26 protein-coding genes and 2 tRNA genes are annotated in these 22,893 nt (G+C 60.4%); 11 read left to right on the top strand and 17 right to left on the bottom strand.

Annotated features, from left to right (window positions below; translation table 11 throughout):
• Positions 1 to 19: 19 nt before the first annotated feature.
• Positions 20 to 403, bottom strand: a complete 384-nt coding sequence (locus tag ACP7BS_RS05535; RefSeq protein ID WP_426236792.1) for a hypothetical protein — start codon at positions 401 to 403, stop codon at positions 20 to 22.
• 125 nt (positions 404 to 528) lie between these two features.
• On the opposite strand from ACP7BS_RS05535, the gene ACP7BS_RS05530 reads away from it, so the two are divergent.
• Positions 529 to 681 carry a hypothetical protein gene (locus ACP7BS_RS05530; RefSeq protein ID WP_426236791.1) on the top strand — a complete coding sequence of 51 codons (153 nt, stop codon included), beginning with the start codon at positions 529 to 531 and terminating at the stop codon, positions 679 to 681.
• 45 nt (positions 682 to 726) lie between these two features.
• The gene (locus tag ACP7BS_RS05525; protein ID WP_426236789.1) at positions 727 to 1,635 is read left to right on the top strand and encodes a DUF1499 domain-containing protein; all 909 of its coding nucleotides are present in this window, start codon (positions 727 to 729) and stop codon (positions 1,633 to 1,635) included.
• A gap of 10 nt (positions 1,636 to 1,645) precedes the next feature.
• On the opposite strand, the gene ACP7BS_RS05520 is transcribed toward ACP7BS_RS05525, so the two are convergent.
• A complete protein-coding gene (locus ACP7BS_RS05520) occupies positions 1,646 to 2,542 on the bottom strand; it encodes a LysR substrate-binding domain-containing protein (RefSeq protein WP_426236787.1) in 897 nt (298 codons plus the stop codon).
• Between the two features lie 103 nt (positions 2,543 to 2,645).
• On the opposite strand from ACP7BS_RS05520, the gene ACP7BS_RS05515 reads away from it, so the two are divergent.
• Positions 2,646 to 2,810 carry a hypothetical protein gene (locus ACP7BS_RS05515; protein WP_426236785.1) on the top strand — a complete coding sequence of 55 codons (165 nt, stop codon included), beginning with the start codon at positions 2,646 to 2,648 and terminating at the stop codon, positions 2,808 to 2,810.
• 31 nt (positions 2,811 to 2,841) lie between these two features.
• Here ACP7BS_RS05515 and ACP7BS_RS05510 read toward each other — a convergent pair whose 3' ends face one another.
• The 3 genes from ACP7BS_RS05510 to ACP7BS_RS05500 are packed head-to-tail and all read right to left on the bottom strand — an operon-like array spanning position 2,842 to position 4,537.
• A complete protein-coding gene (locus tag ACP7BS_RS05510; RefSeq protein ID WP_426236783.1) occupies positions 2,842 to 3,297 on the bottom strand; it encodes a thiol-disulfide oxidoreductase DCC family protein in 456 nt (151 codons plus the stop codon).
• Positions 3,297 to 4,229, bottom strand: coding sequence for an MBL fold metallo-hydrolase (locus ACP7BS_RS05505; RefSeq protein ID WP_426236781.1), 933 nt, complete (start codon positions 4,227 to 4,229; stop codon positions 3,297 to 3,299). The genes ACP7BS_RS05510 and ACP7BS_RS05505 overlap by 1 nt, the downstream gene beginning before the upstream one ends.
• An 11-nt stretch (positions 4,230 to 4,240) precedes the next feature.
• Positions 4,241 to 4,537, bottom strand: coding sequence for a cupin domain-containing protein (locus tag ACP7BS_RS05500; RefSeq protein ID WP_426236779.1), 297 nt, complete (start codon positions 4,535 to 4,537; stop codon positions 4,241 to 4,243).
• A 370-nt stretch (positions 4,538 to 4,907) separates the two neighbouring features.
• Here ACP7BS_RS05500 and ACP7BS_RS05495 point away from each other — a divergent pair.
• Positions 4,908 to 4,981, top strand: a tRNA-Gln gene (locus tag ACP7BS_RS05495).
• A gap of 171 nt (positions 4,982 to 5,152) precedes the next feature.
• Entirely contained in the window at positions 5,153 to 5,626 is a 474-nt protein-coding gene (locus tag ACP7BS_RS05490) for a hypothetical protein (RefSeq protein WP_426236777.1), read from the top strand.
• A 113-nt stretch (positions 5,627 to 5,739) separates the two neighbouring features.
• Here ACP7BS_RS05490 and ACP7BS_RS05485 read toward each other — a convergent pair whose 3' ends face one another.
• Both ACP7BS_RS05485 and ACP7BS_RS05480 read right to left on the bottom strand, forming a co-directional pair.
• Positions 5,740 to 6,561, bottom strand: a complete 822-nt coding sequence (locus tag ACP7BS_RS05485) for a hypothetical protein (RefSeq protein WP_426236775.1) — start codon at positions 6,559 to 6,561, stop codon at positions 5,740 to 5,742.
• Positions 6,562 to 6,799: 238 nt separating this feature from the next.
• Positions 6,800 to 6,985 carry a hypothetical protein gene (locus ACP7BS_RS05480; RefSeq protein ID WP_426236774.1) on the bottom strand — a complete coding sequence of 62 codons (186 nt, stop codon included), beginning with the start codon at positions 6,983 to 6,985 and terminating at the stop codon, positions 6,800 to 6,802.
• Positions 6,986 to 7,244: 259 nt separating this feature from the next.
• Here ACP7BS_RS05480 and ACP7BS_RS05475 point away from each other — a divergent pair, with 259 nt between their 5' ends.
• The gene (locus ACP7BS_RS05475; protein ID WP_113316089.1) at positions 7,245 to 7,421 is read left to right on the top strand and encodes a YegP family protein; all 177 of its coding nucleotides are present in this window, start codon (positions 7,245 to 7,247) and stop codon (positions 7,419 to 7,421) included.
• An 83-nt stretch (positions 7,422 to 7,504) separates the two neighbouring features.
• On the opposite strand, the gene ACP7BS_RS05470 is transcribed toward ACP7BS_RS05475, so the two are convergent.
• Positions 7,505 to 7,915 (bottom strand): hypothetical protein, encoded by a 411-nt coding sequence (locus ACP7BS_RS05470; RefSeq protein ID WP_426236772.1) that lies wholly within the window; start codon positions 7,913 to 7,915, stop codon positions 7,505 to 7,507.
• Between the two features lie 377 nt (positions 7,916 to 8,292).
• On the opposite strand from ACP7BS_RS05470, the gene ACP7BS_RS05465 reads away from it, so the two are divergent.
• Positions 8,293 to 8,369 (top strand) — tRNA-Pro (locus tag ACP7BS_RS05465).
• 239 nt (positions 8,370 to 8,608) lie between these two features.
• Complete coding sequence (locus ACP7BS_RS05460) at positions 8,609 to 9,133, top strand: hypothetical protein (protein WP_426236770.1); 525 nt, start codon at positions 8,609 to 8,611, stop codon at positions 9,131 to 9,133.
• Between the two features lie 90 nt (positions 9,134 to 9,223).
• Here the strand turns inward: ACP7BS_RS05460 and ACP7BS_RS05455 are convergent, their stop codons facing one another.
• The gene (locus ACP7BS_RS05455) at positions 9,224 to 9,433 is read right to left on the bottom strand and encodes a hypothetical protein (protein ID WP_426236768.1); all 210 of its coding nucleotides are present in this window, start codon (positions 9,431 to 9,433) and stop codon (positions 9,224 to 9,226) included.
• A gap of 375 nt (positions 9,434 to 9,808) precedes the next feature.
• Here ACP7BS_RS05455 and ACP7BS_RS05450 point away from each other — a divergent pair, with 375 nt between their 5' ends.
• Positions 9,809 to 10,288 carry a DUF2938 domain-containing protein gene (locus ACP7BS_RS05450; RefSeq protein WP_426236766.1) on the top strand — a complete coding sequence of 160 codons (480 nt, stop codon included), beginning with the start codon at positions 9,809 to 9,811 and terminating at the stop codon, positions 10,286 to 10,288.
• Positions 10,289 to 10,358: 70 nt separating this feature from the next.
• Positions 10,359 to 10,601 (top strand): hypothetical protein, encoded by a 243-nt coding sequence (locus ACP7BS_RS05445; protein ID WP_426236764.1) that lies wholly within the window; start codon positions 10,359 to 10,361, stop codon positions 10,599 to 10,601.
• A 377-nt stretch (positions 10,602 to 10,978) separates the two neighbouring features.
• Here the strand turns inward: ACP7BS_RS05445 and cysN are convergent, their stop codons facing one another.
• The 8 genes from cysN to betI all read right to left on the bottom strand — a co-directional run bounded on the left by cysN (position 10,979) and on the right by betI (position 22,265).
• Complete coding sequence (cysN, locus tag ACP7BS_RS05440) at positions 10,979 to 12,487, bottom strand: sulfate adenylyltransferase subunit CysN (RefSeq protein ID WP_426236762.1); 1,509 nt, start codon at positions 12,485 to 12,487, stop codon at positions 10,979 to 10,981.
• The gene (gene cysD / locus ACP7BS_RS05435) at positions 12,487 to 13,440 is read right to left on the bottom strand and encodes a sulfate adenylyltransferase subunit CysD (RefSeq protein ID WP_426236760.1); all 954 of its coding nucleotides are present in this window, start codon (positions 13,438 to 13,440) and stop codon (positions 12,487 to 12,489) included. Before cysD ends, cysN begins: the two co-directional genes overlap by 1 nt.
• A gap of 41 nt (positions 13,441 to 13,481) precedes the next feature.
• On the bottom strand, positions 13,482 to 14,282 hold the full coding sequence (locus ACP7BS_RS05430) for a phosphoadenylyl-sulfate reductase (RefSeq protein WP_426236758.1): 801 nt from the start codon (positions 14,280 to 14,282) through the stop codon (positions 13,482 to 13,484).
• A gap of 298 nt (positions 14,283 to 14,580) precedes the next feature.
• On the bottom strand, positions 14,581 to 16,479 hold the full coding sequence (locus ACP7BS_RS05425; RefSeq protein WP_426236756.1) for a methyl-accepting chemotaxis protein: 1,899 nt from the start codon (positions 16,477 to 16,479) through the stop codon (positions 14,581 to 14,583).
• Between the two features lie 367 nt (positions 16,480 to 16,846).
• Complete coding sequence (gene betA, locus ACP7BS_RS05420; RefSeq protein ID WP_426237448.1) at positions 16,847 to 18,499, bottom strand: choline dehydrogenase; 1,653 nt, start codon at positions 18,497 to 18,499, stop codon at positions 16,847 to 16,849.
• A 178-nt stretch (positions 18,500 to 18,677) separates the two neighbouring features.
• The gene (gene betB, locus ACP7BS_RS05415; RefSeq protein ID WP_426236754.1) at positions 18,678 to 20,141 is read right to left on the bottom strand and encodes a betaine-aldehyde dehydrogenase; all 1,464 of its coding nucleotides are present in this window, start codon (positions 20,139 to 20,141) and stop codon (positions 18,678 to 18,680) included.
• Between the two features lies 1 nt (position 20,142).
• Positions 20,143 to 21,666 (bottom strand): choline-sulfatase, encoded by a 1,524-nt coding sequence (gene betC, locus ACP7BS_RS05410; RefSeq protein WP_426236752.1) that lies wholly within the window; start codon positions 21,664 to 21,666, stop codon positions 20,143 to 20,145.
• Positions 21,663 to 22,265 carry a transcriptional regulator BetI gene (gene betI / locus ACP7BS_RS05405; protein ID WP_426236750.1) on the bottom strand — a complete coding sequence of 201 codons (603 nt, stop codon included), beginning with the start codon at positions 22,263 to 22,265 and terminating at the stop codon, positions 21,663 to 21,665. Before betI ends, betC begins: the two co-directional genes overlap by 4 nt.
• A gap of 152 nt (positions 22,266 to 22,417) precedes the next feature.
• Between betI and ACP7BS_RS05400 the strand changes: the two genes are divergently transcribed.
• On the top strand, positions 22,418 to 22,855 hold the full coding sequence (locus ACP7BS_RS05400; protein ID WP_426228771.1) for an EamA family transporter: 438 nt from the start codon (positions 22,418 to 22,420) through the stop codon (positions 22,853 to 22,855).
• Positions 22,856 to 22,893: the final 38 nt, after the last annotated feature.

Below are 22,893 nucleotides of genomic sequence, written 5' to 3'. Positions count from 1 at the left end.
GCAGATTTGCATCTGTCTATCAGATACGTTGCAACACATCCACAAAGGCTTCGGCAAAATTCTTCAGATCCGCCGTCGTCTCGTCGGGGGTCTCGATGCGGATCGTATTGCCGCCGGTTTCCAGGCAGGCAAAGATCGTTGCCATCACGGCACCGCCATCCTTGGGAATGCGCAGCACTGCGATGCGGTCGCAATCGGCGACCAGGCCGGAGGCGGGCAATTCGAACAGGAGGGCGCCGTCGATCGCGGCGGCGGCCGCACGGACATGGGCGGCGAAGCCGTCAGGCCCGGTCGTGAAGCCGTCCAGCGACAGTTCGAGTTCGAGCAGTTCCATGGTCAGTCCGGTGTCGGACGCCGGTATCACTGTTTGGGTGGCCGGTGCGGCCATGTTGGATGATAGCATGCTCACTCTCCTTTCAAGCCGCAGGAAGAGAGGTCTTCCTGCGCACCTGGAAATTCCGATGTGTGTGCAAACCGGTCCAACGCCGCATGAACCGGGAAAACACGGCTGATCCCCATCGTTAAGACATGATCAAGGAGAATGGCGAATTTGCGGCATGGCCGGAATTGCTGCTGTTTGCCGTCCTGCCCGGCGCGGATCCGCGCCTCCCCGGCGATCTCGGCGCCCCTCCCGGCGATCGCGGCGAAAACCACTTCACAGCTTTCGTCATGATGCTCTAAACAGGAGATGGTTGCCGTGTCCGGCCAAGGGATTGATTCTGCCAGATGATGATCAAGTATGAGCGCCCGACATCTGTTGCCGCCCGCTGGGCGCGGCGGATCGCCCGCTTGGCCTTCGGTCTGTTTATCGGCGCCTTGCTGGCGCATCGGTTCGGCCCGCTGGTTACGCCGCATTTCGTGGCGCTTGTTGTGCTGTCGGCGGGGCTGGCGGTTCTTGCGGTGATACTGGCGATCGCCGGCTTCGTCCGGTTCTGGCAGGTCGCTGCCGTCGGCGGCATTGCCGCGTTCGCGGCGCTTGTCTACGCAACTGTTCCGATCGCTGCCGCCGTCTTTGTGGTCGGAGAATATTTCTCCAAGCCGGCAATCTATGATGTCAGCACCGACACTGTCACGCCGCCACCCTGGATCAAGCCGCCGGATGCGGCACAGGGCTGGCTGAAGCGGTCACCCGAAGTGACGCCGGCCGACCGGGAAGCACAGATCATCGCCTATCCGGGGTTGACCGGCCGCCGCTACGATGGCGCGCTCGACCGGGTATTTCAGGGCGTGAAGATCGTGGCGGAGCAGAATGGCATCACCATCGTCGCGCAGGAAGGCGTCGAAAATGCCGAGGCCGACCTTGAAGACATGGCGGTCAAGCCTGCGGACGCGGCCCCGGCCGACAGCGACCCCGATGATGTGCCGATCCCGCTGTCGCGTCCGGAGGTGGTCACGGGCGAAATGCCGCCGGGCCGGCGGTCCTCCGATATCCTGCTTCAGGGCGAATGGCGCACGCTGATCGTCGGCTTGCGTTTTGATGTGCTGATCCGGCTGCGCGAAGAGGCTGAAACCACCTTCGTCGACATGCGCGTCGCCTCGCGTTACGGCGCCCACGATCTCGGCCTGGGTGCCGGCTTCGCCGACCAGTTTTTGCATGCGCTCGATGCGGAATTGCTCGGGATCGCCGGGGATTGATCCCGTGCCGTCAGCCGGACGCCTGGGCAAAGCAATCGGTAATCCACGCGACAAAAGCCAGAGCTTCCGGCGAAAGCTGGGCGAAGTCGCGCGCCACCAGAAAATAGGCTCCGTGCGGAATCGATAGATCGAACGGCTGCACGGCGCGCCCGGCGTCAAGGTCGTCCTGCGCCAGAATGGTATCGACCAGTGCAATCCCATGGCCGCGCATCGCTGCCTGCAGGGCAAGCGCACAATCGGCAAAGATCGGGCCGCGCATCGCCTCTGTGCCGGGTGTCAGCCCGGCTGCCGCAAACCAGCGGGTCCAGACATCACGGTTTTCCTCGTGTAGCAGGGCGTAGGATAAAAGGTCCTGCGGTGTCAGAAGCGGCTGCCCGGTCAGGATTGCTGGCGACAGGACCGGTATCATCGCGACCTCACACAGCTTGCGGGCCTCGGAACGTGGCCAGGCGGTTGCCTTGGCGCTGTGGCGGATAGCGAGTTCCGTCGCACTGCCCCGAAACTCGACGAGCCGGGCCTCGGATTCCACCGAAACATCGATTTGCGGATGCAGCGCCCGAAAACCGGCGAGATGTGGCACCAGCCAGCAACTGGCAAATGCCGGTTCGGCATCGATGGTCAAAAGCGCAGGAGCCTTCGACGCCCGGATTTCCTCCAGCCGCGCATCGATGCCGTCAAAGGCGGAAGCCAGCGTTTCGAGCAGCCTGGCACCCTCAGTGCTCAGGCGCACTTGGCGATGATGCCGCGTGAACAAGGCAGTACCAAGCAGCGCCTCCAGTTCGCGCACTTGGCGGCTGATGGCCGCTTGCGAGACGAACAGTTCGTCCGCCGCCAGCGTAAAACTCTCCAGCCTTCCCGCCGCTTCGAAACTGCGCAGGGCGGTCAGGGGTAAACGTCCGCGCTTCATCGCATAACCTCAAGTCATTCGAAGGCGACATTAAGCTCGTTTGTCGCCGGCCGGCAAGCGGGATCATACTCAGCCATCGTTGGATTTGAAAAGGACGATGACAATGACGACGCTCCTCAGATTCTGGTTGGACGTCATTCTGCTCGTAACCTTCCAGTACGGCGCCCGGCCCCGGACATTTCTGGACGGCAGCGCCGAGCGGTTCAGCCGGAGCCCGGACGAAGCCAGCCGCTATGGCAAACGATCCGGCCAGCCGGTGGACTGGTGATCTCGATGCGAAAGCCGAAGACGCCGGCAACTCATGCGATGAACCGGGCGCGGTGCTCCGGCTTCGGCACGAAGCAGGTGTTGCGGCGGCCGGCGATCCGGTAGCGGTTGCGCGCCACCAGTTCGTAGAGCGGATCGCGGATGCTTTTCGGAATGATGCGCAGGGCGCTTGCAAGCCTCCACGGAAAGCCGAGCCCGGCCGCCATGCGCAACGACCCCTCGGATTTCAGATAGGCGATGCCGCCCTCGATCAGGATATTGGTTTCGTAGTCGCGGCTGTCGAGGCCATAGTGCCGGTAGAGCGCCGCGCCGAGCGCCGATTGCGCGGTGATGAAACGGTAACGGCCCTGCCGGTCATGGCGCAGAACGAAATTCACCCAGCCCGAGCAGAAGATACATTCGCCATCGAAGACGATGATCGGATGATCGTCGGCAAAATCGCGCACGGACGGATCGCTGCGGTAACTATAGGCCGGTCTCGGCTGCATCAGCTTGCCCCGCCGGGTGCAAGGCGAAAAGCGCCGGTGAGCGAAGGCGCTCCATCGGTCTCGACCTGGCCACGCTCGATCAGGTCTTCCAGATGGGCAAACACCGACAAAGCGGCAGCGCCATGCAGTCTTGGATCGGTGGTTGCGTAGATCACCTTGACCATCTCCGCAATATGGCTGTCGCCGGCCCGCACCCGCTCCAGAACGGCGCGCTCGCGCATCCGCCGGTGGGCGCGCAGGCCGCGCAGAAATGCCGCGGGTTGCTGTACCGGGCCGCCATGGCCGGGCAGGTAGAGCCGGTCGTCGCGGCCAAGCAGCTTTTCCAGCGAGGCCATGTAATCGGTCATCGATCCATCCGGCGGCGCGACGATCGAGGTCGCCCAGGCCATGACATGATCGGCGGAAAAGACGATGCCGGTCTCTTGAGGGCCACTGAGCGCGAAAGCCGCATGGTTTGCGGTATGGCCGGGCGTCAGAAGCGCGGTCAGCGACCAGCCGTCGCCTTCGACTCTGTCGCCATCGGCAAGCGCGATGTCGGGCATGAAATCCATGTCCGAGCTTTCGGCGAACGGATTGATCTCGCCTGAATGCAGCAGCCGCGCCGCCCGGTGCGGCCCTTCGGCGACGATCAGCGCGCCGGTTTCCGCCTTCAGCCGCCGGGCGAGCGGCGAGTGGTCGCGGTGGGTGTGGCTGACGGCAATATGGGTGACCTTGCGGCCCTTCAGCGCCGTCAGCAGCGCCTGGAAATGCGCTTCGTCCTCCGGCCCCGGATCAATCACCGCAACCGATGGGCCGCCGACGATGTAGCTGTTGGTGCCGTGGAAGGTGAAGGGGCCGGGATTGTTGACGGTGATGCGTTGAACGCCGTCTGCCACCGTCACCGCATCGCCATGGGCGGGCTTGAAGTCGAGGTCGAAATCCGGACCGTCCATGCGCCGTCTCTTCACTTGTACTCGACTTCGATGAACGACATGAAGTCCTTGCCGGCATTGACGACATTGTGCTCGACGCCGGCCTCGCGCCGGTAGGCCTGCCCCTTGACGATATCCACCCGCCTCTCGCCGCCCGGCTCCTCCAGGAGAAACCGGCAATCGGTCATCGGGATGACCACATAGCCCATGCCATGCACATGATGCCCGGTATCCGCCCCCGGCTCGAAATCCCAGCGGGTAATCCTGACAACATCGTCATCGAGAAGAACGGTCGGCTTGGCAGGCGGTCGGGCACGAAAAATGCTCATGGGGGTCTCCGGGTTTGCATGGAGACTAGAGGGCGGGAAGGGGGATGTGAAGGGCCTTGGCTTATCACCTTGCCCAGTGTTTGCCGCTTTCACCCCCCTCTGTCACTGCGTGACATCTCCCCCACAAGGGGGGAGATCATCCGTTTCTCTCGTCGCACCAATGCCAATGGAACGGGGAGCTGGGGGATCACGGCCAATCTCCCCCCTTGTGGGGGAGATGTCCCGAAGGGACAGAGGGGGTATGCCAGCCTCAGCCTCCACAATTACGCAAAAAAATCCACGCAAAACTCAAACTTAAACATTGTCGCAGACGTGCGGCTTTGCTAAACCGGCTCTCGATTTGGCAGGGCAATGTGTTCGCGCCAAGCGTTGGGGCGTAGCCAAGTGGTAAGGCACTGGTTTTTGGTACCGGCACCCCTGGTTCGAATCCAGGCGCCCCAGCCACATCTGATTTATCCTTGTTTATCATATACTTATCTTATATCAGAAGATTCTAAGTGTTACATGTTGGTGGATGATACGCATGGGCTTCTCATCGGTTACTCGGCTCACGACGATCCGAGAACGCCAGTGTTTGTTCGGTGATTCATGTATCGACTAAAAAGAAATGCGGCTTTGTCCGCGTCACTCGAGGCTGATTTTGAGAAGGAAGGCCAAAAGGCTGTTCTCTTTTCAATCATCGCATCTGTGCTAAGCATCATTGATAGCGCCGAAAGAAAAATTTCGGTTGCTGGAATCAGCATCGATTTAAAAGAGCAATTCCTAATCAACGGCGCGTTTTGCGCCCTTGCAATATACTTTGGCGTGGCGGTTTTTCTAACCGGGTTACGACTCTACGGCGCAGGATGGCCGAGAGGTTTCCAACTTTTTTACAAGCGCTATATTTTCCGTCGTAGAAATAAAAGTGAAGCTGGAAAATACAAACCTCGTCGAGTGAAGTTCGAAGTTAGATGTATTTGTTTCATGTTCAACACCTCTCTACTATTCGCCGGGGGCTGGGTTTTTGTCATCTACGTGTATGGAATCTTTTCCACTTTCCCTGATCTTGTGAAGATAATCTCGCTATTACTCGAAAAGCTTTTTCCGTGACCAATAGGTATTACAAGAACCCGACAAAGTAGTTACAGGCTCACTCCCGGATGCCTCCTAGCAACTACTGGTCGTAATTGATTGCAGGTCGGGTTTATGCATAGGTTATTTCTTCACCATTGTCGCTCTAACCGATTTTCGGTTATGTGATGAAGCAGAATGGCATCTAAGTTGGGATACATGCCCGTAACCACACCTGCCGATGCAAGGGCGCCTTGCACTGAATCCGGGGAGAGCCTAGGCGGAATAGACGCTTCAGTTCCTCTAGCGTATGAAAATGCTTCACCAACGAGCCCATAGACAACCGCCCAACCAATAGCATCGAATATTGCGTCATGGGTTGTCGCCGTGAACCCAGTCACATACGGATGTATCGTGCCTACACCCACATTCGATTGACGGGCCTGCTGCACCTGAAAGTGCTTGAGGATATTGGCGAGTCGCTCTTGAGAGACCCCATCGGCATGTTCAATGCACTCCTTGAGCCCAGGTATAATGGAGTCAGGCAATGGCTGGAATGCAGTAGGTGCCGGGGTGTGAAAGCCTATGGGAGTATGGCCGGGATGAAATCGGAGCATTAAGTTGTTGCGGGCAACATTCGATAGCTCGGAAAGGATCGCTGGCAATACTGCACGGGCGGCGACCAGCTTATTGTATCGACGTTCGTTCTCAATGTCGTTTGATTGAATGATCTGGAGCCTGTTGCCGCGCAGCGCGAGGAACGCAGCTGCGATAGAAAAAAGTGCGACGACAAAACTTCCAAGCATTCCGATCCATGCGGAATTTTCCATAGGGAAATCTAGCATTGCAAAAAGGATCAAGAATCCAAGCGTTGCAATGAACATTCCAAGCGCAACGCCGTCGAAATACGTGATCTGCTTCAATCTGTAGTGCCGCATGAATCCCCCAGGTTCGATAACTTCCTTGGAATCCATATCGCAATGTAGCCAAATGGGAAGCTCGCCGATTTTACCGACCCGTCTGTTTTCGGTTCTTGAACAAAGCGTTGCGCTGTCGTAATCTTCGGCATGGTGATTGGAGCTGGATACTTCACCCGCCGCTTTGCTGCTAAGCTAGGAATTGGAACCGGACAGAGGCTTGCCAGCCTGTCCGGACACAACAAAAGCCCGCCGAGATGATCGGCGGGCTTTATCATTTAATCATACTGCGTGTTCAATCGTCCGCGTCCGGCACGCGAAGCCCGTTTACAGTCACCTCGCTTGAAAAGCTGAAGCTGATCTTCGTGCCGGGAACATCGACAAGAGCCTTGGCGGTCTGTGTCGCCGTATAAAGCTGATCGAGCACGTCGTCAGGCACCTGGGCGAAGGCGTGAGGATCCAGCTTGCGTGCTGTCGCCAAGCGCTGTTGAGCGTCCTCGATGATATTGCGCGCAACGGCGCGAAGCGCTTTGTGGATCCTCTAGATGAACATTGAGCGGGCTATGCCTGCCCCTTAGAAACGTTGCAGAAGATAGCGCGTTGGTCTGGCGGCCCAAAAAGAGAAACTCGCCGATTTTCGCCGGCGCGCCGTTCGCTTTACATCAGGTTCAAACTTGCCAACGCCGGTCGCGGCTGCCACGTTAAGCTGGCTTGATTCACGCTGATAAGAGGGGGAGCACATGGCTCACAAGTTTGAAATCTACAAAGACAAGGCTGGCGAATTTCGTGTTCGCTTCAAATACAACAACGAAGTGATGTTTGCGACCGAAGGTTATTCCAGCAAGGCGAGTGCTCAGAATGCCATCGATTCGATCAAGAAAAATGGCCCCGTTGCGCCCGTTGAGGATAATAGCTGAATCTCATTAAATGCCTCAAAACAAAGCCCGCCGGTGAAGATCGGCGGGCTTTGTTGTATCAGCACAGTCCGTGGCCAAAAACCTTACTTCGCCTGGTCGCCCGCCAAAAACTCCTCGCACCAGCTCGGGCCGGAGGATTTCTTGACGTCGCCGAGTACCGTGATCGAGCGGATGACGTAGTCGGAGGAGACGTTGAGCTGGACGGAGCAGGAGAGGAATTCGGTGCGGGCTGAGGCGGTCTTCTTGCCCTTCTTGCCGTTTTCGCCTTCGGCATATTGCGCCGCGATCGTCCGCTTCTTGTAGCCGCCCTTCCAGGAATAGACCGTCATGTCGCCGCTGGAGACGTCCGACTGCGGCGGGCCGAAGGCGGCGAAGAAGACGCCGGCGGGCTGTCCCTTCCAGCGGGCTTCGACGGCATTGCGGGCCGGGCCCACGGTGGTGCAGCCGGCAAGCGCCAGCGCAAGGCCAGCCACAGTCATCAAGCGGAAATTCATCTGGTCACGTCCTTTGGCTTTGGTTCTGAAACATCGGTCGCCCCGGCGGCGCAAAGCGCTGGCAGCCAAGGCTTGTCGCCTCAGCCTCTAGCGCTAAACCGATTGAAAGAAAATCGGCGCAACGACTTATATGCGCGGTCATGCGCATAAATTTGCAAGCGTTGCCGAAAGGCCCCAGCAGCGGCGGCGGATGGCTGCGGAAATCCGGTGAAAGCGGCGACGGGGCGGTCGTATTACGGGCTGGCGGAAGATGCCGGACGGTGCCGGTTCCGGTGTTGTCGCGCGACTTATCCTGTTGTTTTCAGGCCGCTTGCCGATTTTTCACAATTGCGCCTTGTGGAAAGGAAAATGCTGTTCTATAGAGGCGCCGCTGGTCACGGAGTGTAGCGCAGCCTGGTAGCGCACGTCGTTCGGGACGACGGGGTCGGAGGTTCGAATCCTCTCACTCCGACCAGCTTGAACCCCCGACAATCATGGGTTCTGAAAGAATTTCCCGATCTTAACATTAGAATAATCTCAAGTACCCGACAGAAATCCCGACAGATATTTTTTTCGGCTGTAGGGATAGTACTTTTCTTGATCTTAGATTGTGAAGTTTCAACTCAACCCTAGGGCGCGAAGTGGCGTCGAGACGGATTATGTTGACGGCGACGCGTCGTCATGGAACATCCCATAGATAACTTAAGGGTTCGTATGGTCGACGCGATTTGGACGACAAGAGAGATCGTGACGGCGGTGGTAGGGACAGGAGTGATTTCCGCGTTCGCATCTTCGGCGCTTACTTGGATCGGTGACATCGTCCGATTTAACTCGCGTTCAAAACGCGACAAGACCTATCTCTGCATGAGGGTGACATCCGCGCTGGAAGCTTACGCGATCAGGTGCGCTGAGATAATTGAAGCGGCAGATGCTCATTATGGCCAAACGAAATCTCCGCTTATCATCAGCCTGCCAGAGCCTCCGGTTTACCCGCACGACATCGAGTGGAATTCAATTGATTCGAAGATCGCTTATCGGTTGATGAGCTTTCTTAATGAGTATGAGGCGAGAGCAGCTGATGCTCGGCACGTCAGCCACTTCGAAGGAAATCCTTTCGATGTGCAGGAAGCCGCGAGATCAACAGGAAAAAAGGCATACGAGCTTGCTAACGTCCTGAGAGGGGTCGCCAGTCTTTCGCCTCCTGACCTTGGAAGGGTGCTTACACCCTTATTCAAGTAACGAATGGAATCCGAACCCCTAAGCGGGCGCGAAGCATCCCCACCGCAGATAAGTCCTCCCCCCAGCCTGTGACCGAGGGGAGGGGCTGGTTCAGCCCCAATGGGGCGACTTGCCGCTCCCGGGCCCGCCGTCTTTGCCCTTGGAGGTGCCGAATGCGTTCTGCCGAGCGGCGCCGTAAGCGACTTCAAACCCCGCCTGATTCGTCACAACGGATAGCTTCTTCATGGGCGAGGGCGCGGTGGCGGCAAATGCCGTACCGGCCAGGGTGCACGATACCGCAACGGCAAAAATGAACTTCATGATCTGTCTCCTTTAGTGCTGACAGGCTCCAAACGGAGCGTGTCTTCGCTGCATGCGCAGGAAGAATCCGTGCCTAGGCCGGTCAGCGTCCAAGGGACATACGGCATCCGCCGTATTTCGACCGCCGTCAGGGCGGGAAATGAAAGAGATGGTTACCGGCTGATGACCTGCGCACCTGCGTTTGCACCGGCAAGGCGGCTGGATCCGGCCTCTCGTCCCCGGACCGGCGCTCTCTCCTGTATCGGACCGCAGTCTTGCTTGACCGAAAAACGAAATGTGAATTACAACGGCTGATCTCTGCAGTGTTGCAGCCCCCGTCATCTCCCGCGCCCGCTGTCCTGGCGGTCACCCGGCTTCTCAGCAGGAATTTCCGCGATGTTCGATATTTTATGGCGCAGCGTGGCAATCGGCGTTGGCGGCACCGTGCTGATGGATGTCTGGGCTTTGCTACTGTTTCTGGTGGCTGGCCAGAGCAAGCCGAACTGGGCGCCGGTCGGGCGCTGGTTCTGGCATTTGCGCACCGGAAAAGTCTTTCACGACGATATCGGCACGGCCGAGCCCTATGCCCACGAGCAGGCGCTCGGCTGGATCAGCCATTATGCCGTCGGCATCGCCTATGGCATCCTGCTGGTCGCCTTCACCGGGCCTTTATGGCTGGCAGCACCGACCTTCCTGCCGGCCTGGATCGTCGGCATCGTCACCATCGGCGCCGGCTGGTTCCTGCTGCAGCCGGGCCTCGGTATCGGCTGGGCCGCCTCGAAACTGCCGAATGCCAACAAGGTGCGTTTGCTGAATTTTCTCTCGCACACGGTGTTTGCCGCCGGCATGTACGGCACGGCACTGCTCCTGGCGTGAGCAAGATGTTTCTGGCCACAGCCACCGGCATGTTATGGCTGTCGCGCACAACGCCGTTTGAGGACATGACTTGAAAAAGATAGACGACCTGATCGCTTCCGTGACCAGCATCCACGACCGCTACAAGGCAGGCCGCATGGAGCGCGAAACCGTGCGCGAATGGGTGCTTGGCCTCGGCGGATACCCGGCACCCTATGCCGAACCGCTGAGCGAAGCCGCCGCTTGGTTCAAGCCGCTGCGCGATCTGGAGGACGATGCGCTGAAGGCAGCCGATCTGGAGCGGCTGAAGGCGATCGTCGAGGCGGGGCGCTGATCGCGTCAGATATTGAACGGTTCAACGGCCGCTGAGGTTACGCGGCCATCGATCCTTCCAACGCTTTTCCAGGCTGCTGATAAAGTCATTCTCTCGGCATTTGGTAGATCATTTTGGAAATTATGCGATTGCCAAATCCTCCGTCATTCCTGTGCCCGTCACAGGAATCCAGCCAGCTCAAGTCCTTGAGCTGAAAGAGTTTTTTGACCCGACAGACGTCGGGTCGCTGGATCCCCGCCACAAGGGCGAGGAGGACGGAGAGTGGGGTGCGGCTTTCGTCAAATCATCATCTTCAGGGTTTTTCATTAGCCTGTTAGAGAATGGCCGCAAGCGCCGCCATCGACCTTTTGTCGGCGGCGCGTGCGAGACAAACCATGTCAGATGCCGCCGGCGGCATCCTCGAAGATCTGCGACGCTTCACTGGCAGTCATACGCAGCAGGTCGGTTTCGTCGCGGCGGCGCGAGAACAGCTCGGTTGCCATCAGCTGGTCGGCCAGGTCGGCTGGCAGCGACAGGACCACGCGGGTCTCGTCCGAACGAAGGCCGGTCACCGAGGAGCGCTTGGCGGTGATCATGCCACCGGCCACCGTGTTGTTGGTGTCCGGGTCGATCAGGATGAAGGCGCCGGTGGTGCGGTTCTGTTCATAGGCGTCGAAAACCGCATTCTCATCGAAGGAAAGATGGACTTTGCCGATGCCGTTCATCGCCAGGACGCCCGTCCGCTGGTGCCAATTGCCGGTCTTCAGGTCAAGCTGGCTGAACGGGTTGGCGGTGACGCGCTGGCGGCGCGAGCCGCTTTTCAGCCAGTAGCGCCGGCCCGGCTGAATGCCTTCCGACTGCAGGGCAACGAGGTGAGCATCGAAATCGAGACCGACCTGCGGCTGGCTTTCGAGCGAAACGATCATGTCGCCGCGCGACACGTCGACCTGGCGGTCGAGCACGAGGGTGATCGCATCGCCGGCAACGGCGGCGTTGCGCACCAGATCGAAGGTGACGATCTTGGTGACGTTGGCAACCATGCCCGACGGCAGGATGACGACACTGTCGCCGGGCTTGACGGAACCGCCGGCAACCGTGCCCTGATAGCCGCGAAAGCTTTCGCCGGGGCGCGAGACGCGCTGCACCGGCAGGCGGAAGCCGACCGTTTGGGCGGAGCGGACGGTTGCCAGTTCCAGCGCCTCGACCAAGGTCTGGCCCTCGTACCAGGGCATCGAAGCCTTGCCGTCATAGACGACGTTTTCGCCCTTCAGCGCCGACATCGGGATGGCGGTGATCTGGCGCACGCCGAGCGATACGGCGAGTTCGCGAAATTCGTGGGTGATCTGCTCGAAACGGGCGCGGTCATAACCGACGAGATCGAACTTGTTGACGGCCAGAACGAACTGCTTGATGCCCATCAGCGAGGCGATGGTCGCATGGCGGCGGGTCTGTTCCAAAAGGCCGGTGCGGGCATCGACCAATAGCACGGCGAGGTCGGCGGTCGAGGCGCCGGTTGCCATGTTGCGGGTATACTGCTCGTGGCCGGGCGTGTCGGCGACGATGAAGGAGCGCTTGTCGGTGGCGAAATAGCGATAGGCGACATCGATGGTGATGCCCTGTTCGCGCTCTGCCTGCAGGCCGTCGAGCAGAAGCGCGAAATCGGGCAGGCCGAGATCGTTCTGCTTGCCACTGTCACGGCGCAGCGTTGCTGCCTGGTCTTCCTTGACCGCCTTGGTATCCCAGAGCAGACGGCCGATCAGGGTGGACTTGCCGTCATCGACGCTGCCGCAGGTGATGAGGCGCAGCGGGCGGGTGTCGCGCGGCAGGCGCGTGGGCTCGACCGCCGGGAAAGCGGTGATCGTGCCGGTGGAAACCTCGGTCGTTTGAGCGATTGCGGAAACGGTCATCAGAAATATCCTTCGCGCTTCTTCTTTTCCATCGAGCCGGACTGATCGCGGTCGATGGCGCGGCCCTGCCGTTCGGAAACCGTGGCGATTTCCAGTTCGGCAATGACCTCTTCGAGATTGGTGGCCTGGGATGGGATGGCGCCCGTCAGCGGAAAGTCGCCCAGGGTGCGGAAACGGATCGAACCGTGCTGGACGGTTTCGCCGGGCTGCAATTCCAGCCGCGGATCTTCGGCGAGAATCATCATGCCGTCGCGCTCGATATAGGGGCGTTCCTTGGCATAGTAGAGCGGCACCAGCGGGATGTCTTCCACCTGGATGTAGCGCCAGATATCGACTTCGGTCCAGTTCGACAGCGGGAAGGCGCGCACGCTTTCGCCCTTGCGGATCATGCCGTTATAGACGTTCCAGAGTTCGGGACGCTGGGCGCGCGGATCCCAGCGATGCTCCGGCGTGCGGAACGAATAGATGCGTTCCTTGGCGCGGCTGGCTTCCTCGTCGCGGCGGGCGCCGCCGAAAGCGGCGTCGAAGCCGCCGGCGTCCAGCGCCTGGCGCAGGCCCTCGGTCTTCATGATGTCGGTAAACAGCGCCGAACCGTGGGTGAACGGCGTGATGTTTTCGGCCTTGCCGCGCGGATTGATGTGCTCGATGAAGTCGAGATCGTATGTCTTGACGATGTCGTTGCGGAACGCGATCATCTCGGCAAATTTCCAGCCGGTGTTCACATGCAGGAGCGGAAACGGCACGCGGCCCGGATAAAAGGCTTTTCGCGCCAGATGCAGCAGCACGGAACTATCCTTGCCGACGGAATAGAGCATCACCGGCTTTTCGAACTCGGCGGCCACCTCGCGAAAGATATGGATCGCTTCGTTTTCGAGCGCCTTCAGATGCGGATCGAGCGGTGCCTTTGCCGTCTGCGGATTGTGCAGTTCCGTTTCCGGAAGAGTAGTGGGCATTTCAAGTCTCCGGGAGTGTCTGTGATGCGAGCCGGCGCGGATTATCGCGCGTTGCTGCTGGAAAGAGGGTTGCTGGAAAGCGGCACGCTTGAGATCGAGGATGCTTGCGGGATCGCCGAGGCTGCGGTTTCTGCGACATGCAGGCCGCATTCGCGCGTCTCGTCGTTTTCCCACCACCAGCGGCCGGCACGCTCGGGCTCGCCCGGCTTGATGGCGCGGGTGCAGGGCTCGCAGCCGATCGACGGGTAACCACGGGCATGCAGCGGATTGACCGGGATCGCTTCATCAGCGACATGGGCACGGATCGTTTCGATGTCCCAGTCGGCCAGCACGTTGATCTTGATCAGGCCACGGTCGAGATCGGCTTCGGCAAACGGCGTGTCGGCACGGTTGCCGGACTGGCCACGGCGCAGGCCGGTGATCCAGAAGGATGCCCCTTCAAGTGCACGCGCAAGAGGCTTCACCTTGCGCGCGCCGCAACAGGCATGCCGGGCTTCGATGCTGTCGTAAAAGCCGTTCAAGCCGTACTTGGCGGCATAGGCGTCGATATCGTCCTGCTCGGGATAGAATCGCTTGATCAGGATGCCATAGGTTTCTTCCGTCTTGTCGATCAGCGCCACGGTCTCGTTGAAGAGGCGGCCGGTCTGAAGCGTCGAAACCTCGATACCATGTTTGCCGGTACCGATCGCAGCCGTAATGACCTGATCCTCGATGCCGAGGCTGGTGGTGAAGACCGATTTGCCCTCGATCGACGCGATCAGCGCCAGCCGGCCGGAAAGATCGAGATTTTCCAGTTGGCTGTTGAGCGCTGTGGCGCGGTTTTCAAGCGATGCGGATGTCATGGGAGGATATCCTGTTCTGTTGTCCCGGAATATCGCAGCCATGTGTGACAAAAGACAGAAAAACGGATTTCTAATGTTGGCGGATCAGAGCAAATATCTCTCCGATCGGCAAAAAACGCAGAAAAGCGCCAGAATTCGCGATTTTAAGCATAAAATCTATGATTTTTATAGTTTATTACACGGGTTTTGTCCATGCCACGATCGCGTTCGCTGCGTGATCAGTATCGCTGTGCCTGAACAAAGCCGGACACGAGACCCGGCTCTTTGAAGGCAGGTGACCTGAAGGCTGACCGATGGCCTAGAACTCCACCCAGTCGCCGCCCGGCGCTCTGCCGCCAACGGCATAAACCTTGGCCGTATGAGCCACATGCACCGGTGCTGCGCGGTTTGTGGTCTGCGTGCTGGCTCGTGCCACGGTTGCGCTCCCGCTGCCGGTCTTGAAACGGGTCAGGAGTTGCGTCAGCGCGCCGGCCTCGTTGGCAAGGCTGTGGCTTGCTGCGGTCGATTGCTCGACCATGGCGGCGTTCTGTTGCGTGCCCTGGTCGATGGTGTTGACGGCGGTGTTGATCTGCTTGATGCCGGAGGACTGTTCGCGGGCACTTTCGACGATCGCGGTCACATGAGTGCTGATTTCCTGGACCTCGGCGATGATGCCTTCCAGTGCCGTACCGGTTTCGCGCACCAGCGAGACCCCTGACCTGACCTGTCCGCTGGAAGCGGCAATCAGCGTCTTGATCTCCCGGGCAGCCTGGGCCGAGCGCTGGGCCAGTTCGCGCACCTCCTGGGCAACGACGGCAAAGCCCTTTCCGGCATCGCCGGCCCGCGCGGCCTCGACACCGGCGTTCAGTGCCAGAAGGTTGGTCTGGAAGGCGATATCGTCGATGACGCCGATGATGCTGGAGATTTCCCGCGAGGAGGCTTCGATGCCGCTCATCGCATCGATGGCATTGCCGACGATCTGGCCGGACCGTTCGGCAGCGCTGCGGGTCCGCACCACCAACAAGCCTGCTTCCTCGGCCCGCTTGCTGGCATCCGAGACAGTGACCGAGATCTGGTCGAGCGCTGCGGCGGTCTCCTCGACCGAGGCTGCCTGCTGTTCGGTACGCTTGGAGAGGTCGGCGGCGGCGACACGGATTTCGGACGCACCGGCGCTGATGCCGCGGGCGGTTTCGCCGACCGATCGCAGCGCATCCTCAAGATTGCCGACCGAGCTGTTGAAATTGCTGCGCAGCGCATCGAGATGGGCGGCAAGGGCCGTATCGATCCTATAGGTCAGGTCGCCTTCCGCCAGCTTGTCGAGGCCGAAGGCGAGCGCGGAGACTGCCGACTGCACCTCTGCCGCCTCGGCAGCCTTCTGGGCTTCGCGCTCTTGCCGGTCGCGCTCGGAAAGCGAACGGTTGCTCTCTGCCTCCTTCTCAAGACGCAGGCGATCATGGGCATTGTCGCGGAAAACCGCGATGGCGCCGGCCATCTGGCCGATTTCGTCACGGCGGCCTTCGCCGAAGATCGCGACATCGAGATTGCCGCCCGCCAGCTGCCGCATGGCTTCGCGCAGCCGCGTCAGCGGCCGGAACAGACCGGCGATGACGAACCAGACGGTCGCCGCGAGCGCCGCCATTGCAAACGCCGCGATCACCGCCTTCGACAGGATGAGGCTGTCTTTCTCGGCCCTGGCAGCCACCAGTTCGCGGTTGGCCTCGTTCAGTTGCAGCTCGATCAGCGCGCCGATCCGCAGGCTGAGCGGGTCGATGATGGTGTACAGTTCCGTGTCGATGAAATGTTCGAGGGCGGGGCGATCGCGCTGCTGCATGATATCCTGCAGGTTCCGGATCGCTGCAGCGCTGGCTGCCCTTGCAGCATCAAACGCATCGGCCAGCATTGTTTCGGCTTCCGTCAGCTTGGTTGCCTCATAGGCAAACCATTTCGCCTCGATGGTCAAAAGGGCATCCGCGACGGCCCTGGCGCCGGCGGCCCAGTCGAGTGCGCCGCTGCTTACCTTGTGGGCGGTATCGACGATATTGACCGCATACATGTCGGCGACGGTCTTCAGTTGCGCCACCGGCCCCAGCCGGTCGGCGACGATCGATTCGGTGCGCTTGGAAATGGAGGTCATCGCGTTGAAGGCGGTCGCGATCATCACAACCATGGAAAGAGCGATCAGAAACAGGCAGATGAGCAAGCGTGATTTGATTGTCATGGTCTACTTCTCGGTTGCCGGCAAGGCACGCGTCCGCAGGCGATGACGGCGCCAATGAGGGCGCGGGCATTCGACATGATGGGCCTTGGCAAGGTGGTTATGACGATCGGGCAGGACACCGGAAACAGAGGGCGATGTCCCATCATGGGCCGCCGCCAAGTGTCCGCTCTGTCTACAGAATTAACAATCGAAGATTAAAATTTATTAAATTATAAGTTGCATTCGCGGTTAATGCACGTTTTCTAGGCAGAAAGCCGCAATTCGTGCAAATCCAGTCGCTGGCGCAGGATATTGCGCAGGTTCAACAGCGCCTTACCCCTGCGCATTTGCCGTTTGAAAGTCTGCCCTCATGACCACCGTCAGGCCGTCACCGGTCGCTGGTCTGCCAGCGCGGGTTGATCCACGGTTCCTGATTGCTGCGGGGCAGGGGCTGCTTGCCGAGAATGTGATCGGCGGCCTTTTCGCCGGTCATGATCGAGGGACCGTTGAGATTGCCATAGGTGACATGCGGGAAGATCGATGAGTCGGCCACGCGCAGCCCATCGACACCGATGACGCGGGTTTCCGGGTCGACCACCGCCATCGGATCGTTCTTGTCGCCCATCCGGCAGGTGCCGCAGGGGTGATAGGCGCTTTCCAGATGCTCGCGCAGGAAGGCGTCGATCTGGTCGTCGGTCGTCACGCTCTCGCCCGGCTGGATTTCCGGGCCGCGATACTGGTCGAATGCCTGCTGGCCGAAGATCTCGCGGGTGAGGCGGACGCAGTGGCGGAATTTTTCCCAGTCTTCCGGATGGCTCATATAGTTGAACTGGATGACCGGATCGGCCTTGACGTCGGGCGAGCGCAGCGTCACCGAGCCACGCGATTTCGAATGGTTGTAGCCGACATGCACCTGGAAGCCGTGGCTCTTTGCCGCCGCCTTGCCGTCATAGGAAATTGCCACCGGCAGGAAGTGATACTGGATATCCGGCTGCTTGATGCCGGGGGCGGAACGCAGGAAGGCGCAGGCCTCGAACTGGTTGGAAATGCCGAGCCCCGACTTGGTGAACAGCCATTGTGCACCCGCAACCCCCTGCCAGAACCAGGGCAGCCAAGAATAGAGCGACACCGGTTTGGTCGAAACCTGCTGGAAATAGAATTCCATATGGTCCTGAAGGTTGGCGCCGACACCCGGCCGGTCGGCCTTCACCGCGATGCCCATCTCCTTCAGGTGCGCGCCCGGACCGATGCCCGACAGCATCAGCAGTTTTGGCGAGTTGAACGAGGAGGCCGAGACGATCACCTCGCGATTGGCCTTCACCACCTCGATCTTGCCGCCGCGCTCGATTTCGACCCCGACAGCCCGGCCGTTCTCGATGACGATTTTTCGCGCATAGCAGCGGATGAGTTCGACATTGGGGCGCTTCAAGGCCGGCTTGAGGTAAGCCGATGCCGCCGACCAGCGCCGGCCGTTATGAACGGTCTGCTCCATCAGGCCGAAACCTTCCTGCTTGGAGCCGTTATAGTCGTCGGTCAGCTCGAACCCGGCCTGCTGTCCGGCATCGACGAAGGCCTTGAACAGCGGGTTCTTGTAGGAGCCGCGCCGCACGTGCAGCGGCCCGTCGGTGCCGCGCCAGCCGTCCTCGCCGCCATGCGAATTTTCCATCCGCTTGAAATAGGGCAGCACGTCGGCATAGCCCCAGCCACGGGCGCCAAGCGCTTCCCATTCATTGTAGTCTTCCATCGAGCCGCGCACATAGACCATGCCGTTGATCGACGACGACCCGCCGATCACTTTTCCACGCGGTGCGGTGATCCTGCGGTTGTTGAGGTTCGGCTCGGGCTCGGACAGATAACCCCAGTTGTAGCGGCTCATGCTCATCGGCCAGGCCAGCGCTGCCGGCATCTGGATAAACGGCCCGAAATCGCTGCCGCCGAACTCCAATACCAGCACCGTGTTCTTGCCGTCCTCGGACAGGCGGTATGCGAGTGCGGAGCCTGCGGAGCCCGAACCGATGATGACGAAATCTGCGCTGTGCATGGAATAGGCCTCTTTTGGTTCGGCATGCGGTGGTTCGGTCATCTCCCCCCTTGAGGGGGAGATGTCGGCGTTGCCGACAGAGGGGGGGTGGGCCAGCGCGGAGTTCGAGGAGAGCCACCCCCCTCTGTCCCTCCGGGACATCTCCCCCTCAAGGGGGGAGATCAGCCGCAGGATTCCGTCAATAAGGCGCCTGCACCGGGCTCATCGCGACGTAGACGCTCTTCAGCTCCGTGTAGTGATTGAGCGCCGCCAGCGAATTTTCGCGCCCGAAACCGGACTGCTTGGATCCGCCGAACGGCACTTCGACGGGGGCGAGGTTATAGGTGTTGATCCACAGCGTGCCCGCTTCGAGCCGGTCGACGACGCGGTGGGCGCGGGTGAGGTCGGACGTGAAGACACCGGCCGAAAGCCCGAACTCGGTGCCGTTGGCACGTGCGATCACCTCGTCCTCGTTGTCGAAATCGAGCACGCACATCACCGGCCCGAAAATCTCTTCCCGGGCGATGGTCATATCGTCGGTGACATCGGCAAACACGGTCGGCTGGATGTAGGTGCCTTCGGCGGACACATCGTTCGGAATGCCGCCGCCGGTCAGAAGCGTCGCGCCCTCGGCCTTGCCCTTCTCGATATAGGCAAACACCTTGTCGAGCTGGGCGCGCGACACCATCGGGCCGAGCTGGGTTTCCTCAACCATCGGGTCGCCGATGATGATCTTTTCGGTGCGCTCCTTCAGCCGCGACAGGAATTTCTGCTTGATGCCCTTCTGGACGAAGACGCGGGTGCCGTTCGAGCAGACCTGGCCGGTCGAATAGAAATTGCCGAGCATGGCGCCGCCGATGGCGCTTTCGAGATCGGCGTCGTCAAAAACGATCAGCGGCGACTTGCCGCCAAGCTCCATCGTCACATGCTTCAGCTGGGAAGCGGCGGCGCCCGCCACCTTGCGGCCGGTCTCGACCGAGCCGGTCAGCGACACCTTGGCGACATCCTTGTGGTTGACCAGCAGCGGTCCGGTGGTGCGGTCGCCCTGGATGACATTGTAGAGGCCCTTCGGCAGGCCGGCCTCGAACAGGATTTCGGCGATCTTCAAGGCGCCAAGCGGCGTGTTTTCCGACGGCTTGAACACCATGGCATTGCCGGATATCAGCGCCGGTGCACCCTTCCAGCAGGCGATCTGCTGCGGATAGTTCCAGGCGCCGATGCCGACGCAGACACCGAGCGGCACCCGCTTGGTAAAGGCGAAATCGCCGCCGAGCGGGATATAGTCGCCGTTGAGGGCCGCTGCCGCGACGCCGCCGAAGAATTCGAACGCATCGGCGCCCGAGGTCGGATCGGCGACGATGGTTTCCTGGATCGGCTTGCCGGTATCGAGCGTTTCCAGCTCCGACAGTTCGCGGTTGCGCGCGCGCATGATGTCGGCGGCGCGTTTCAAAATGCGGCCGCGCGCCGTCGGGCTCATCGCCGCCCATTCGCCCTGCGCGCGTTTGGCGCTGGCGATCGCCTTGTCGACGATGGCAGGGGTTGCCGCATGCAGCCGGGCGATCACTTCGCCGGTGGCCGGATAGATGCTGTCGAAGGCGGCGCCGTTGATATCCTCGACATATTCGCCGTCGATGAAATGGGAGGCTGGTGGCTGGGCTTTCATCTTATTCCCCTCGCGGAAAGCGTTTGGACTCTTCGAGATTGTCGAGATTCATGTGGTTGCGCATGTAGCGCTCGGATGCTTTTTGCAGCGGCTGGTGATCCCAGGGATAATAGGCGCCGTTCCTCAGCGCCTCGTAGACCACCCAGCGCCGCGCCTGGCTTTCGCGCACGGCGGAATCGAACGCTTCCATGTCCCAGCGGCTGTCGCGCATCGCCTGGAAGGCACGCAGCGTCGGCGCATTTGCGGGCACGGTGGCAAGGTTGGTCAATTCCAGCGGATCGGCCTCGAGATCGTAGAGCTGGTCCGGATCGAGCGCGCAGTGAATGTACTTCCACTTGCCCTCGCGGATGCCGACCAGCGGCGCATAGGAGCCCTCTGCGGCATATTCCATCAGCACCGGCGCAATACGCTCCGCGCCGTTGATCACCGGCACCAAGCTTTCGCCGTCGGTCCAGGGCATGATCTCGTCCATCGAAATCCCGGCGAGATCGCAGAGCGTCGGCGTCAGATCGAGGTTGGAGGTCGGTGCCAGATGCAGACCGGGGGGGATGCCGGGACCGGCGACCATCAGCGGCACGCGGGCCGAACCCTCGAAGAAGTTCATCTTGAACCACAATCCGCGCTCGCCGAGCATGTCGCCATGATCCGAGCAGAACAGGATCAGCGTGTCATCCAGCATGCGGGTGCGGGTCAGCGTATCGACGAGTTCGCCGACCTTTTCGTCGAGATAGGAAATATTGGCGAAATAGGCCTGCCGCGAACGACGGACATTGTCTTCGGTGACCGAAAAATTCCGGTAGTCGCAGGCAAGGATCAGCCGTTGCGAATGCGGGTCCTGCTCGGCAAGCGGCATGTCGCCGACCTCGGGAAGCAGCTGGTCGCAGTCGTTGTAGAGGTCCCAGAATTTGCGGCGCGCCACATAGGGGTCGTGCGGATGGGTGAACGAGACGGTGAGCGCCCAGGGGCGGCGCGCCTCGTCATCCTGTTCGCGGCTGAGCTGGTAGAGCTTCTGGTTGGCCAGAAACGCCACCTCGTCGTCATATTCCATCTGGTTGGTGATCTCGGCAATACCGGCGCCGGTGACGGAGCCGAGATTGTGATACCACCAGTCGATCCGCTCACCCGGCTTGCGGTAATCCGGCGTCCAGCCGAAATCGGCGGGATAAATATCCGTCGTCAGCCGCTCCTCAAAGCCGTGCAACTGGTCCGGGCCGACGAAATGCATCTTGCCTGACAGCGCTGTGTAGTAACCAGCGCGGCGCAGGTGATGGGCATAGGTCGGGATCGACGAGACATATTCGGCGGCATTGTCATAGACCTGCGTCCGGCTCGGCAATTGCCCGGCCATCAGCGAGGCGCGGGCAGGGGCGCAGAGCGGCGAGGACGTATAGTTGTTGCGGAAGCGTGCCGAGCGCTTGGCCAGCGCCTTCATATGCGGCGCGTGCAGGAAGTCCGCCGGACCGTCCGGAAAGAACTTTCCGTTCAGCTGGTCGACCATGATGATCAGAATGTTCGGCCGGGTCATGCGGCATTGTCCTGTGGCTGGCGGGCATTGAGATTGAGCGTGATATAGTCGTCGGTGAGCGCGATCGAAGCGTCCGCCGTCACCGGCGAGGAGCCGAGCGCCCGGCGAATATAAAGCCCGTCGATCATCGCCGCCGTGCCCTCTGCGATGCGCTGCGCATCATCTGCGACACAGAGCTGCTTGAGGTTGGAAACCAGATTGGAATGCAGCCGCCGCGCATAGATCACCAGGAACCGGCGCGTCTCTTCCGAACGTTGCGCTTCGGAGTAGAAGGCGAGCCAGGCGGCAATGGTCTCCGGCGAAAACTGGTCGGCCTGGAAGCTCACCCGCACGATCGCCGACAGCCGCTCGCGCGGCGTTGAGGCGGCGCTCAGAGCCTTCACCGTGTCGTCGCGCAACTGCTTCAGAAGGGAGCGCACCGTCTCGACCAGCAGCTGCTCCTTGCTGCCGAAATAATGATGGGCGAGCGCCGCCGAAACGCCGGCTTGCCGGGCGATGTCGGACATGGTGACCGACAGCGTACCCTGATCGCCGATCACATGCAGCGCCGCATCGACAAGCGCCTTGCGGCGCACCGGTTCCATTCCGACTTTTGGCATAAATGCTCCCTTATTACAGACAGTGTATTTTTGATTGATCCATCAATCAATAAAAAATCGAGGCTGTGACAAGGATTTTCTTGCCACTGAAACAATCCCGGGTTCAACTGGCAATGGCTGTCGCGAGCGGCCGAGCAAGAGGATGCGCGCCCATGAAATCCTTGTTTTCCTCCTGGCAGGCATGGGCGCTTCTATCGGCGGCCTTTGCGGCTTTGACGGCGATCTTCGCCAAGATCGGCATTGAAAACGTCAATTCCGATTTCGCCACCTTCATCCGCACCATCGTCATCCTGTTTGCCATCGCCCTGATGCTGTTCCTGACCGGCAACTGGCAGGAGCCCTCGACGGTATCTGGCAAAAGCTGGCTGTTTCTGGTCCTGTCGGGGCTGGCGACGGGGGCGTCGTGGCTCTGCTATTTCCGGGCGCTGAAAATGGGCAATGCGGCGCAGGTCGCGCCGGTCGATAAGCTCAGCGTCGTGCTGGTCGCCATGTTCGCGGTGCTGTTCCTCGGCGAGCGGCTCTCTGCCGCCCATTGGCTCGGTGTCTGCATGGTTGGCTGCGGCGCCGTGCTCTTGGCGCTGAAGATTTGAATGCGAAATTCTGAAGCCGGGCAGCGCATGTTAAAATG

This window comes from Pararhizobium sp. DWP1-1-3 (assembly GCF_049896125.1).
Classification (GTDB): domain Bacteria; phylum Pseudomonadota; class Alphaproteobacteria; order Rhizobiales; family Rhizobiaceae; genus Pararhizobium.
This window is presented reverse-complemented; position numbering and strand designations above follow the sequence as displayed.

What these genes read in the sequence shown, in the direction of transcription:
- ACP7BS_RS05535 (WP_426236792.1), bottom strand. Translation starts at nt 403, where the DNA reads ATGCTATCATCCAACATGGCCGCACCGGCCACCCAAACAGTGATACCG.
- ACP7BS_RS05530 (WP_426236791.1), top strand. Translation starts at nt 529, where the DNA reads ATGATCAAGGAGAATGGCGAATTTGCGGCATGGCCGGAATTGCTGCTG.
- ACP7BS_RS05525 (WP_426236789.1), top strand. Translation starts at nt 727, where the DNA reads ATGATGATCAAGTATGAGCGCCCGACATCTGTTGCCGCCCGCTGGGCG.
- ACP7BS_RS05520 (WP_426236787.1), bottom strand. Translation starts at nt 2,542, where the DNA reads ATGAAGCGCGGACGTTTACCCCTGACCGCCCTGCGCAGTTTCGAAGCG.
- ACP7BS_RS05515 (WP_426236785.1), top strand. Translation starts at nt 2,646, where the DNA reads ATGACGACGCTCCTCAGATTCTGGTTGGACGTCATTCTGCTCGTAACC.
- ACP7BS_RS05510 (WP_426236783.1), bottom strand. Translation starts at nt 3,297, where the DNA reads ATGCAGCCGAGACCGGCCTATAGTTACCGCAGCGATCCGTCCGTGCGC.
- ACP7BS_RS05505 (WP_426236781.1), bottom strand. Translation starts at nt 4,229, where the DNA reads ATGGACGGTCCGGATTTCGACCTCGACTTCAAGCCCGCCCATGGCGAT.
- ACP7BS_RS05500 (WP_426236779.1), bottom strand. Translation starts at nt 4,537, where the DNA reads ATGAGCATTTTTCGTGCCCGACCGCCTGCCAAGCCGACCGTTCTTCTC.
- ACP7BS_RS05485 (WP_426236775.1), bottom strand. Translation starts at nt 6,561, where the DNA reads ATGGATTCCAAGGAAGTTATCGAACCTGGGGGATTCATGCGGCACTAC.
- ACP7BS_RS05475 (WP_113316089.1), top strand. Translation starts at nt 7,245, where the DNA reads ATGGCTCACAAGTTTGAAATCTACAAAGACAAGGCTGGCGAATTTCGT.
- ACP7BS_RS05470 (WP_426236772.1), bottom strand. Translation starts at nt 7,915, where the DNA reads ATGAATTTCCGCTTGATGACTGTGGCTGGCCTTGCGCTGGCGCTTGCC.
- ACP7BS_RS05460 (WP_426236770.1), top strand. Translation starts at nt 8,609, where the DNA reads ATGGTCGACGCGATTTGGACGACAAGAGAGATCGTGACGGCGGTGGTA.
- ACP7BS_RS05455 (WP_426236768.1), bottom strand. Translation starts at nt 9,433, where the DNA reads ATGAAGTTCATTTTTGCCGTTGCGGTATCGTGCACCCTGGCCGGTACG.
- ACP7BS_RS05450 (WP_426236766.1), top strand. Translation starts at nt 9,809, where the DNA reads ATGTTCGATATTTTATGGCGCAGCGTGGCAATCGGCGTTGGCGGCACC.
- cysN (WP_426236762.1), bottom strand. Translation starts at nt 12,487, where the DNA reads ATGACCGTTTCCGCAATCGCTCAAACGACCGAGGTTTCCACCGGCACG.
- cysD (WP_426236760.1), bottom strand. Translation starts at nt 13,440, where the DNA reads ATGCCCACTACTCTTCCGGAAACGGAACTGCACAATCCGCAGACGGCA.
- ACP7BS_RS05430 (WP_426236758.1), bottom strand. Translation starts at nt 14,282, where the DNA reads ATGACATCCGCATCGCTTGAAAACCGCGCCACAGCGCTCAACAGCCAA.
- ACP7BS_RS05425 (WP_426236756.1), bottom strand. Translation starts at nt 16,479, where the DNA reads ATGACAATCAAATCACGCTTGCTCATCTGCCTGTTTCTGATCGCTCTT.
- betA (WP_426237448.1), bottom strand. Translation starts at nt 18,499, where the DNA reads ATGCACAGCGCAGATTTCGTCATCATCGGTTCGGGCTCCGCAGGCTCC.
- betB (WP_426236754.1), bottom strand. Translation starts at nt 20,141, where the DNA reads ATGAAAGCCCAGCCACCAGCCTCCCATTTCATCGACGGCGAATATGTC.
- betC (WP_426236752.1), bottom strand. Translation starts at nt 21,666, where the DNA reads ATGACCCGGCCGAACATTCTGATCATCATGGTCGACCAGCTGAACGGA.
- betI (WP_426236750.1), bottom strand. Translation starts at nt 22,265, where the DNA reads ATGCCAAAAGTCGGAATGGAACCGGTGCGCCGCAAGGCGCTTGTCGAT.
- ACP7BS_RS05400 (WP_426228771.1), top strand. Translation starts at nt 22,418, where the DNA reads ATGAAATCCTTGTTTTCCTCCTGGCAGGCATGGGCGCTTCTATCGGCG.